Source organism: Clavibacter lycopersici, from assembly GCF_003576405.1.
In the GTDB taxonomy this organism is placed as follows: Bacteria; Actinomycetota; Actinomycetes; order Actinomycetales; family Microbacteriaceae; genus Clavibacter; species Clavibacter lycopersici.
In genome coordinates this window covers 1-11,260 of sequence record NZ_QWGT01000078.1, presented here as the reverse complement: position 1 = coordinate 11,260, position 11,260 = coordinate 1, and the positions used below count along the sequence as shown (strand labels likewise).

Genomic DNA, 11,260 nt, shown 5'->3' with positions numbered 1-11,260 from the left:
TGGGCGTCGGGACCTTCGACGCGCGCGGCGACCTCGTCGCGTGGGGCGGCGTGCCGGTGCGCGGTCCGCGGCTCGAGCTGTGGCGCGCGCCCACCGAGAACGACCGCGGGGCGGGCCAGGGATCCTACGAGCTGGCCGAGCCGGAGCTCACCGGCGGACGCGGCGCCGAGGAGACGCCGCCGTCGGCGGACCGCTGGCGCGAGCGCGGCCTGCACCGGCTCACCCACCGGCTGCTCGGGATCACCCGCACGGCCGGCGGCCTGGAGCGGCGCGTGCGCGTGCAGGCCGCGCACTCGGGCGCGGGCGTCGACGTCGCCTTCCGCTGGACCGCGACCGACCGCGGGCTCCTGCTCGCGACCGAGGTCGTGCCGTTCGGCGTCTGGGACTGCACCTGGCCGCGGGTCGGCGTGCGGATCGACCTGCCCGGCGCGCTCGCCGAGCACCCGGTCGCCTGGCACGGCACGGGGCCGGGGGAGTCCTACCCCGACAGCCGCACGGCCGTGCGCGTCGGCCGGTTCGCGTCGAGCGTCGACGGGCTCGCCGTCGCCTACGCCCGCCCGCAGGAGACGGGCCACCGGCCGGGGCTGCGCTCGCTGGTGATCGGCGACGGATCCGCGACCCCGCTCACCGTCACGACCGTGCCCGATGCCGCGGGCCACCGAGCCGGCTTCCAGCTCTCCCGCTGGACCCCGCAGCAGATGACCGACGTCGGCCACCCGCACGAGCTGCCGGCCCCCGACGGCCTGCACCTCTTCCTCGACGACGCCCAGCACGGCCTCGGATCCCGCGCGTGCGGCCCCGACGTGCTCCCGCGCCACGCGCTCTGGCCGTCGCTGCGCACGTGGGAGGTGCTGCTGGGGTAGCCCGGCGGCCGATGTCGGTGGTCGGCGCTTCACTGCGTGCACGGTCACCGATCCCGCTCTCTCCGTCGCCGGTTACGACGAGGCGCTCCGCGATCTGAAGGGAAGCGTCCGATCAGCGCGGCTCGTCGCGCAGCGCCGGGTCAACACCGAACTCGTGCTGCTGTACTGGAGGATCGGGGCGACGCTGAATAGGCACGTGCAGCGCCATCGGTGGGGCAGCGCCGTCATGACGCGGGTGGCGGACGACCTTCGTCGCGAGTTCCCCGACATGAGGGGTTTCTCCGCCAGGAACCTCTTCTACATGCGCGCGCTCGCGCGCGCGTGGCCCGATGAGGCGAAAGTGCAACGATCCGTTGCACTATTGCCGTGGGGCCACGTCGTCACCCTCGTCGAGCGCCTGGATGCGCAAGCGGATCGTGATTGGTACGCCTCCCGCAGCCTCGAGCACGGTTGGTCCCGGAACGTCCTCGAGCACCACATCCGGACGCGGCTCCACGAGAGGTCGGCGAGCGCTCCCACGAACTTCGACCGGGCACTGGGCGCCGAGCAGTCGGACCTCGCACGTCAGCTGACGAAGGACCCCTACGTGCTCGACTTCCTGGCCGTCGACGGCGACGCGGCGGAACGCGAGCTCGAGCGGGCGCTCGTCGACCGCATCATCGACACCCTGCGGGAGCTCGGCGAGGGGTTCGCGTTCGTCGGCAGGCAGGTGCACTTCGAGGTCGATGGTGACGACTTCCATGTCGACCTCCTGTTCTTCCACGTCGAGCAGCTGCGCTACGTCGTCATCGAGCTGAAGACGGGCCGGTTCCGTCCGGAGCAGCTCGGGCAGCTCGGCTTCTACGTCGCGCTGGTCGACGATCGGCTGCGCCGGCCACACCACGCGGACACCGTGGGCCTGCTGCTCGTGGCGGGGAAGACGGATGCGGTGGTGCGGTACTCGCTGGCCGGGCAGCGAGCGCCGGTCGCCGTGTCCAGCTACGACCTCCTGCCCGAGGCCGAGCGAGCCGCCCTGCCATCCGAGGCCGTGCTCGCCCGGGCTGTCCGGGATCCGCGCGAGCGTCGGACGCCCGGGTGACGCCCATGCTCCGACGCTATGCTCCATGCGCACGCATGGAAGTGATCCGTGCGAGAAGGAGCACCACATGAGCACCACGTACCGCGTCGGCTACCTCGTCGGCAGCCTGTCGTCCACCTCCATCAACCGGGCCCTGTCGCTCGCGCTGAAGCGCCTCGGCGCGCAGGCCGGCCTCGAGCTCACCGAGATCCCGATCCAGCCGCTGCCCTTCTACAGCGCGGACATGGACGGCGACTACCCCGAGGTCGCGAACGAGTTCAAGGCCGCCATCGCGGACGCCGACGCGATCATGATCGTCACGCCCGAGTACAACCGCTCGGTGCCCGGCGTGCTGAAGAACGCGCTCGACTTCGCGAGCCGCCCCTACGGCGAGAACGCGTTCCAGGGCAAGCCCAGCGCGGTCATCGGCACGTCCATCGGCGCGGTCGGCACGGCCGTCGCGCAGCAGCACCTCCGCAGCATCCTGTCGTTCCTCGCGTCGCCCGAGCTGTCGCAGCCCGAGGCGTACATCCAGACCACCGAGGGCCTCATCTCCTTCGAGGGCGAGATCTCGAACCAGGGCACCGAGGAGTTCCTCCTCACCTGGCTGCGGGCGTTCCACGCGCACATCGAGCGCAACCTGCAGGCCGTCTCCGCGTAGCGGACGCGATGCACGACGCGGGGCCCGGGCGCATCGTCCGGGCCCCGCGTCGTCGCCGGCTCAGCGGCGGAGCTGGATCCCGAGCACGTCCCGCGTGCGCCCGCCCGGCACCGCGTGCACCGACACCGCGATCGCGCCTGCGGGGGATCCGGCGCGCATGGCGTCGGTGATCCGCACGTCGAGCGCGTCGTCGTCGGCCTCGCCGCCGGGCTCGCGCGGATCCGCCTCCGCCTCGACGCAGCCGACTCGGATCGACTGGCCGACGGTGGCGGCCGGCGGCCCGTCGGCCAACGCCTCGCCCGCCTCGCCCGCCTCGCGCCGCAGCCGCACGCGCACGACGGTCGCCGTGCCGGCGGGATCCCGCAGCTCGTAGGAGAACCAGCCGGTCGCGCTCCGCCAGTGCACGCCGTCGGCGCCGCCCGCGCGCGTGCCCTCGCCGCGGAAGCCGTGGTCCACCTCGGGCTGCTGCTCGCCCGCGATCACCTCGTCGACCACGTCGTCGTCGGTCCCGGCCGCGTCCATCGCGCGCAGCTCGGCGACGCGCGCGACGGGGTCCGCGCCCGTGGGCCAGACCAGCGTGTGCCGCTCGTCGTGGATCCCCGCGAACGGCTCGAGCGCGACCTGCACCCGCTCGCCGTCCCGCCACGCGTCGAGCCGGAACGCGAGCGCGGAACGGTCGACGAGCGTCACGGCATCGGCGGGGTCGTCCGCCGTGATCACGGGCGTCCGCTCCAGCGGCACCTTCGGCGCGGGCGTCACGTGGCCCATGCGCGAGTCCTCCGCGAGCGATCCCGCGATCCCGTCCCGCCCGTCGCGCGAGGCGAGCGCGACGGGGCCGTACCGGAACGAGGTCCACGCGGATCCGTCGGGCAGGCCCTCCGCGCGCACCTCCATGCCCAGGCGCACGGTCACGACGGTCGTGCCCGACCACGTGCGGCGGACCGACGCGTACGCGGCACCGGGCACCACGGCCACCGGATCGCCGTCGACCTCCACCTCCATCGACGTCGCCCACCCGGGCCGCCGCAGCCGGAGCTCGAGCTCGGCCTCCGCGTCGGCCTCGACGGCCACCGTCACCCGCCCGTCCCGCGCCACGTCGCCGTCGATCCGCGCCCGGATCCCGCGCTCGGCCCAGTCCAGCTCGGCCGGCACGTACAGGTCCACCAGCAGCGCGTCGTCGCCCGCGTGCGCGAACACCTGCTCGCCGTAGCGCGCGTGGTTCTCCATCCCGGTGCCGACGCAGCACCACATCGACTCCTCCGCCACCGAGTACACGCGGTGGTGCGCGGGCCGGAGCGAGGTGAAGTAGACGAGCCCGCCGTGCTCGGGGTGCTGCGTGGAGAGGACGTGGCCGAGCGTCGTGCGCTCGACCTGGTCGAGGATCGCCGCATCCCCCATGCGCTCGAACCGCAGCCGCGCGAGCTCGAGCATGTTGTAGCTGTTGCAGGTCTCCGGGCCCTGCTCGTCGAGCACCATGGGCGCGAAGTCGCGCGACGGGTGGAAGTGCTCACGCACGCTGTTGCCGCCGATCACGACGCTGCGGCGGTGCACGACCGAGTCCCAGAACGCGTCGGAGGCCGCGAGCAGGCGCGCGTCGCCCGTCATGCGGCCGAGGCGCTCGAGGCCGATGACCTTCGGGATCTGCGTGTTGGCGTGCAGCCCGTCGAGCCCGTCGAGCTCGTCGCGGCCGGCGGCGAGCGCATCCACGAGGGCGCGCTGCGCGAACCGGCGCGCCTCGGCGAGCAGGTCGGCGCGGCCCGTGATCCCCGCGAGCGTCGCGAACGCGTCGCACATCCCGCCGTGCTCGGTCGCGAGCATCCCCTCGAACGCGTCGTCGTCGAGGTGCGCGGAGACGCCGAGCCACCAGTCGGCCATGCCCTCGGCCAGCCGCAGAGCGCGGGCGGATCCCGTGTGCTCGTGCGCGTCGAGCAGCCCGCCGAGCGTCTTGTGCAGGTTGTAGAGCGGCACCCACCTGCCCTCGAGGTCGAAGGTGTCCGCCTCGATCCGGCCCTCCGCGATGATGCGGCCGAACTCGCGCCCGTCGGGCACGCCGCCGAGCCAGCCGTCGCCGGCCGCGTCCTGGCAGCGCTCGAGGACGTCGAGCATGTGCTCGAGCCGCGGCAGGAGGCGCGGGTCGCCCGTGGCGGCGTGCAGCTGCGCGAGCGCGGAGAGGTGGTGGCCGCCGATGTGGCCGTCGAGCCCGATCGACTCCCAGCTGCCGTAGCTCGGCACGGGGGAGTCGAGCCCCGCCTCCCGGAGGTAGGGCGCGAGCAGTCGGTCGGGATCCATGCGCAGCACGTACTCGACGTCGGTCAGCTGCGCGTGCCGGAGCGGTCCGTCGCCGAGGCGGACGGCGGAGAGCGGGAAGCCCTGGACGGCGGCGATCACGGCGGCATGCGCGGCGGCGGGGAGTGCGGTCATCGGGATCCTCGGCTCTCGGGGTGCGGGCGCGGCGGCGGTGCCGTGCCCGGATCGACCCGCCCTCGAGGGGCAGCACGCATGCCCTTGACGGGCAGTACATCGATGCACATAATCTAGTACAACGATGTAGAAGGCGCCATGGCGGCGCGTGCGGCCCTCCGGCCGAGCCCCTCGGGGCCGACACGTCACGGACACGAGGAGCGCGATGAAGCGGACCACGACGAGGCTGGGCGCCGCGGCGACCCTCATGATCACGGGCCTCGCGCTCACCGGATGCTCCGCGGGAGCGGGCGACGCCGACGACGGCACCGTCACGCTCTGGATCCGCGACTACGAGAAGGCGCTCGTCGAGCCGCTCGCCGAGGCGTACAACGCCACGCACGAGACGCAGGTCGAGATCACGCTCGTGCCGTCGCCCAGCTACGTGCAGAAGCTCGCGACCTCCATCGCGGGCGGCGATCCGCCGGACGTGGCCGCGCTCGACCTCGTCTTCACGCCGTACTTCGCGCAGGCCGGCGCGCTGGTCGACATCACCGACCGCGTCGACGCGCTCGGCTACGCCGACGACTTCAGCCCCGCGCACGCGTCCGTCTCGGTGTTCGACGACCGCACCTACGCCGTGCCGTTCACGGGCGACGCGTCGGTGCTCTTCTACAACAAGACGCTCTTCGCCGAGGCCGGGCTCGACCCGGAGGATCCGCCGTCGACGCACGCGGAGATCCGCGCCGCCGCGAAGGCGATCACCGCGCTCGGCGGCAGCACCTACGGCTACTCCATCCCCGGCGCGTGCGGCGGCTGCCTCATCTTCGGCTTCACGCCGCTCATCTGGGGAGGCGGCGGCGACGTGCTGTCGGACGACGGCCGCACGGCCACGCTCGACAGCCCGGAGGTCACGGAGGCGCTCGAGCTGATGCGCGGGATGTGGACCGACGGCAGCATGCCGTCGCTCGCCCGCACCGACGCCGGCCCGAACACCGCGACCGCGTTCCAGCAGGGCACGGTCGGCATGATCGCCGACGGCACCGCCACCATGGGCTCGCTCGTCGCGGGCGGGACGGTCGACTTCGGGGTCACCCCGCTGCCCGGGAAGGACGGCGGATCTGCGTCCTTCGGCGGCGGCGACACCCTCACCATCCTCGAGGGGTCGCGGAACGTCGACGCGGCGTGGGAGTTCGTCGAGTGGGCCACGGGCGAACAGGCGCAGACGATCCTCGCCGAGCAGTCGGTCGTGCCCATCCGCACCGACCTCCTCGACGAGGTCTACGTGCCGCAGGATCCGCGCTACGCCGTCTTCGCGGACGCGCTCCGGGTCGGCCACGTGCCGTTCAGCCCGGTCGAGAACGAGCTGTTCAACGACAACAACGGGGTCTGGGTCAACCTGATCTCGCAGTCCGTGTTCGGCGGCGGGATCCCGGAGGCGCAGCGCGAGGCCCAGGCCGAGGCGCAGCGCATCCTCGACTCCGTCGTCTACGTCGAGGAGGACGAGAAGTGACCGCACCCGTGATCACCCGGCTGGAGGGCGCCGTCGCGTCCCCGGCCCGCAACGCGGTGCGCGGCCGCGGCGGCATGGCGAGGAGGCGGCGCCGCACCGGGATCCTCCTGGTGCTGCCCGCCCTCGTGATGCTCGTGACGTTCTTCATCTGGCCGCTGATGCGCACCATCGCGATGAGCACGTACACCTGGCCGCTGCTCGGCAACCGCGCCTTCACCGGGCTCGCCAACTACGTCGAGGCGTTCCAGGACGCCGCGTTCCTCGAGGCGGTCGGGTTCACGCTGGTCTACACGGCGATCGTCACCCCGGTGCTGCTCGTGATCGGCCTCGTGCTGGTGCTGCTCATCCAGCGGCGCACCCGCACGGCGCGGATCTTCCAGTCGATCTTCTTCCTGCCCGTGGTCGTCGGCCTCGCCTCCGCGAGCTACCTCTTCCTCTTCATGTGGCAGCCGGTGATCGGGCCGACGATGAAGGCGCTCGCCGGGATCGGCCTGCTCGACGTGTCGACCAACATGTTCGGCGGGCAGGTGACCGCGTTCCTCGTGGTCGTGAGCATGGTCGCGTGGAAGTCCGCGGGGCTGCAGATGCTGCTCCTGCTCTCCGGCTTCCAGTCGATCCCGCAGGAGGTGAACGAGGCGGCGGAGGTGGACGGATCCACGCGCTGGCAGCGGTTCTTCTACATCACGCTGCCGCTGCTGCGGCCGACGCTCGCGCTCGTGCTGGTGTTCAGCGTGGCCGGATCCCTGCTGGCGTTCGACCAGTTCTACATCATGACCGCGGGCGGGCCCGACAACGGCACCATCACGGCGGTCTACGAGATCTACCGCTCCTCGTTCATCCGGCTCGACCTCGGCTACGGGGCCGCGCTCTCCATCATCCTCATGGTCGTCCTCGGCCTCGTCAGCGCAGCCCAGATGCTGCTCCTCCGGAACTCGGACCACTCATGAGCACACAGGCCCCCGCCCGCCCCGCATCCTCCGCCCCCGCCGACGGCGCGTCCCCGCATCGCGAGGTGCGCAGCCGCGACGCCCGCGGCCTCGGCGCCGTCCGCGCCTCCATGCCGCGCCTCGCCTGGTACGTCGCGTGCGGCTGCGTCGCGCTCCTCTTCCTCTACCCGCTCGGGATCATGCTCGGCACCGCGCTCACCGCGCAGGACGGCTCGATCGGCTTCGGCAACGTGCAGCGGCTCCTCACGCCGACCGGCGGGCTCGACCTCGTGACGAGCCTCCGCAACAGCGTCTTCGTGTCGCTGCTGGTGACGGCGATCACGATCGTGGTCTCGACCCTGGCCGGCTACGCGTTCGCGCGCCTGCCGTTCCGGGGGAGCGACGTGGTGTTCTTCGTGGTGCTGATCACGTTCATGATCCCGTTCCAGGCGATCATCACGCCGCTGTTCCTGACGCTCATCGAGCTCGACCTCGACAACAGCCTCGTCGGCCTCGCGCTCGTGCTGGCCACCTTCAACCTGCCGTTCGGGATCTTCCTCATGCGGAACTCGTTCGCCGCGGTGCCCGCGAGCCTCGAGGAGGCGGCGCTCATCGACGGGAACACGCCGCTGCAGGCGATGCGCCGGGTGATGCTGCCCATCGCGATCCCCGGCATCGTGTCGACCGCGCTCCTCACCTTCTTCTCGGCGTGGAACGACTTCTTCGCGACGCTGATCCTCATCACCGACCAGAGCCTCTACACGCTGCCGGTGAGCCTCAACATCCTCTCGGCGGGCCAGAACAACTCGGTCGACTGGGGTCTGATGCAGACGGGCGTCGCCGTCACGGTGCTGCCGTGCGTCGTGCTCTACCTGCTGCTGCAGCGCTACTACGTGGCCGGCCTCATCAGCGGCGCCGTGAAGTAGGGCCGTCGTGGCCGGCTGCGGTCGTCGCATCCGTGACAGGGTGGGCCGATGACCGACCTGGATACGCGCGTGGACCGCATCGAGAGCGAGCTCGCGATCCGTCGCCTGGCGGCGGAGTACTGCCACGGTGCGGACGAGCGCGATCTCGACCGGTTCCTCGCGGTGTGGGCGCCGGACGCGGTGTGGCAGGTCGGCGACGACGCGGGGCACGAGGGCCATGTCGCGATCGCACGGGTGGTCCAGGCGCAGTGGGCCACGTTCCCGCAGTACGTCCACTGGACCACCAACCACACCGTCTGGATCGACGGCGACGATGCCCGCGGCGAGTGCGACGTCGCCACCACCGTGCGCCTGCGTTCCGGTCGGTGGGTGAGGAAGGGCGGGACCTACCGGGACGAGTACCGCCGCGTCGACGGGCAGTGGCTCATCGCCCGCCGGCACGCCCTCGGATACGACATCGATCCCCGGCCGGACGAGAGCGAGACGCGCTTGAGGTTCGACGGCGGCTGACGATCGTCCGAGCGGCGGCGGCGGCGGCTCCGTCGCCCGAGCCCTGGCGCCCGGCGTGCGAGGCTGGGCGCTGTGCGCGCCGGCCCGCCGAGGGTCGGCGATCGAGTGCGACACGAGGGGGAGCGCATGGCGGCCACGATGAGCGACGTCGCGAAGGCCGCGGGCGTCTCCATCAAGACCGTCAGCAACTTCTTCAACGGCTACCCGTACATGCGCGACGAGACGCGCGCGCGCATCGAGGCGGCCGTCGCCGAGCTCGGATACCGGATGAACGTCTCGGCCAGGAACCTGCGATCCGGCCGCTCGCGCATGATCGCGCTCGTGATCCCCGAGCTCGACAGCGCGTACCTGGCGCCGCTCGCGCAGGACGTGATCGACGCGGCCGACGAGCTCGGCCTCAGCGTGCTCGTCGAGACCACGGCCGGGCGGCGCGACCGCGAGATCGGCGCGCTCTCGGGCCTGCACCGGCAGGTGCTCGACGGCGTGATCTACGAGCCGCTCGCGCTGCACCAGGAGGACGCGGGCCTCATCGACCTGAACGTGCCGCTCGTGATGATCGGCCAGCGCTTCCTCGAGGGCCTCGCCGACCAGGTGCTCATCGCCGACCGCGACGCCGCGCGCGCCGCGGTCGCGCACCTCGTCGAGACGGGCAGGCGCCGGATCGCGCTCATCGGCGTGCGCGACGCGGACGAGCCGTCGGGATCCGCGCTCCGGCAGCGCGGCGCGGAGGACGCGCTCGCCGCGGCCGGCATCCCCGTCGACCCGCGCCTCCAGGTGGATCCCGGCCCCTGGCGCCGCGAGTCCGGCGCCGCCGCGATGGCCCGCCTGCTCGATGACGGCGTCGAGCTCGACGCGGTCTTCGGCTTCAACGACTCGCTCGCGCTCGGCGCCCAGTGGATGCTGCAGGAGCGCGGCCTCCGCGTGCCCGAGGACGTGGCCGTCGCTGGCCTCGACGACACGGCCGACTCCCGCTTCGCGCAGCCGCCGCTCACCACGGTCTCGCCGGGCCGCCGCGCCATCGCGCGCCGGGCGGTCGAGATGCTCGCCGAGCGGATCGAGCGCGGCGCCGACGCGGGCGCGTTCCGCACCGAGACCATGGGCTTCGAGCTGCTCGTGCGCGGGTCGACGGTGGCGCGCGGGCGCTGACGCGGGGCCCGCGCGCTCACGCCGGGGAAGCCGGTCGAGCCCGCGGGTGAGGTAAGGCTATGCTTACCCGCGGCCCGGGCTCCCCGCCGGGTCACCGCCGGCCTCGACCCCAGGAGACCCATGCCCCGCGCTCGCGCCCTCGTCCGCCTCACCGCCGTCGCCGTCACGGGCCTCGCGCTCGTCGCCCTCACCGGATGCGGGGCCTCCGAGGAGGTCCCGGCCGCGCCCGTCGCCGAGGCGGGGGAGGGATCCACCGCGTACCCGCTCACGCTGCAGAACTGCGGGCACGAGGTCACGGTCGACCAGGCGCCGCAGCGCGTGGTGTCGCTCGACCAGGACTCGACCGAGATCCTGCTGTCGCTCGGGCTGCAGGACCGCATGGTCGGAACGGCGTCGTGGACGGATCCGGTGCTCGACTCGCTCGCCGACGCGAACGCGGAGGTGCCGCGCCTCGCCGACAACGCGCCCACCTACGAGGTGCTCATGGGCGCGGATCCCGACTTCGTCACCGCGTCCTTCGGCCGGCACTACGGCACCGGCGGCGTGGTCACGCGCGACCGCCTCGACGAGACGGGCATCCCCTCCTACCTCTCGCCCACCGACTGCGACTCCGACATCAGCATCAACGGCGGCGGCCAGCGCACCACGCCGCTCACGATCGACGCGCTGTACCAGGAGATCCGCGAGATGGCGGAGGTGTTCGACGTGGAGGACCGCGGCGAGGCGCTCGTCTCCTCCCTCCAGCAGCGCGCGGCCGCGGCCACCGACGGCATGGACCTCGGCGGCGCGAAGGTCATGTACTGGTTCGCCGACACGAAGACGCCCTACATGAGCGGGGGGTTCGGGGCCACGGCGCTCCTGTCCCGCGAGGTCGGCGCCACGGAGTCCTTCCCCGAGGTGCGCGACGACTTCATCGCCACCGGATGGGAGACCGTGGTCGACCGGGACCCGGACATCCTCGTGCTCGGCGACCTGCAGCGGAACCGGTTCCCGGGCGACAAGCTGCAGGACAAGATCGACTTCCTGAGGTCCGACCCGCTCACGCGCGACCTCACGGCCGTCACGGAGGACCGCATGGTGGCGCTCCACGGCGCCGAGATGAACCCGTCCATCCGGTTCGTGGACGGGCTCGAGAAGATCCGGGCCTGGTGGGACGCGCGCGGGGCGGAGCTCTGAGCGCCGCGGCGCAGCGGGCCCCGTTCGCGTCCGCCGCCGCGCGGGTGCGCGCCCTGCCGCACGCCCTCCGGGTGGTGCTGCT

General features: G+C 72.7%; 10 protein-coding genes. 9 read left to right on the top strand and 1 reads right to left on the bottom strand.

The features are described from left to right. The 3 genes from DZG00_RS07320 to DZG00_RS07310 form a co-directional block, all read left to right on the top strand. Window positions 1-863: beta-galactosidase small subunit (locus DZG00_RS07320; protein ID WP_233550095.1), on the top strand; the 863-nt coding region annotated here is incomplete at its 5' end. Between the two features lie 94 nt (window positions 864-957). Then, entirely contained in the window at window positions 958-1,941 is a 984-nt protein-coding gene (locus DZG00_RS07315) for a PDDEXK nuclease domain-containing protein (RefSeq protein WP_119383045.1), read from the top strand. Between the two features lie 67 nt (window positions 1,942-2,008). Next, the gene (locus tag DZG00_RS07310; RefSeq protein WP_119383044.1) at window positions 2,009-2,581 is read left to right on the top strand and encodes an NADPH-dependent FMN reductase; all 573 of its coding nucleotides are present in this window, start codon (window positions 2,009-2,011) and stop codon (window positions 2,579-2,581) included. A 60-nt stretch (window positions 2,582-2,641) separates the two neighbouring features. On the opposite strand, the gene DZG00_RS07305 is transcribed toward DZG00_RS07310, so the two are convergent. Then, the gene (locus tag DZG00_RS07305; protein ID WP_158587796.1) at window positions 2,642-5,002 is read right to left on the bottom strand and encodes a beta-L-arabinofuranosidase domain-containing protein; all 2,361 of its coding nucleotides are present in this window, start codon (window positions 5,000-5,002) and stop codon (window positions 2,642-2,644) included. Between the two features lie 205 nt (window positions 5,003-5,207). Here DZG00_RS07305 and DZG00_RS07300 point away from each other — a divergent pair, with 205 nt between their 5' ends. The 6 genes from DZG00_RS07300 to DZG00_RS07275 all read left to right on the top strand — a co-directional run bounded on the left by DZG00_RS07300 (window position 5,208) and on the right by DZG00_RS07275 (window position 11,178). Further along, a complete protein-coding gene (locus tag DZG00_RS07300) occupies window positions 5,208-6,494 on the top strand; it encodes an ABC transporter substrate-binding protein (RefSeq protein ID WP_119382146.1) in 1,287 nt (428 codons plus the stop codon). Continuing rightward, window positions 6,491-7,441 (top strand): carbohydrate ABC transporter permease, encoded by a 951-nt coding sequence (locus DZG00_RS07295; RefSeq protein ID WP_233549070.1) that lies wholly within the window; start codon window positions 6,491-6,493, stop codon window positions 7,439-7,441. The genes DZG00_RS07300 and DZG00_RS07295 overlap by 4 nt, the downstream gene beginning before the upstream one ends. Next, the gene (locus DZG00_RS07290; protein ID WP_233549069.1) at window positions 7,438-8,346 is read left to right on the top strand and encodes a carbohydrate ABC transporter permease; all 909 of its coding nucleotides are present in this window, start codon (window positions 7,438-7,440) and stop codon (window positions 8,344-8,346) included. The genes DZG00_RS07295 and DZG00_RS07290 overlap by 4 nt, the downstream gene beginning before the upstream one ends. 48 nt (window positions 8,347-8,394) lie before the next feature. Continuing rightward, window positions 8,395-8,856 (top strand): nuclear transport factor 2 family protein, encoded by a 462-nt coding sequence (locus DZG00_RS07285; protein WP_119382145.1) that lies wholly within the window; start codon window positions 8,395-8,397, stop codon window positions 8,854-8,856. 126 nt (window positions 8,857-8,982) lie between these two features. After that, window positions 8,983-10,002, top strand: coding sequence for a LacI family DNA-binding transcriptional regulator (locus DZG00_RS07280; protein WP_233550094.1), 1,020 nt, complete (start codon window positions 8,983-8,985; stop codon window positions 10,000-10,002). 120 nt (window positions 10,003-10,122) lie between these two features. Then, window positions 10,123-11,178: an ABC transporter substrate-binding protein gene (locus tag DZG00_RS07275; protein ID WP_119381986.1), complete on the top strand. Its 1,056-nt coding sequence runs from the start codon at window positions 10,123-10,125 to the stop codon at window positions 11,176-11,178. Window positions 11,179-11,260 lie beyond the last annotated feature (82 nt).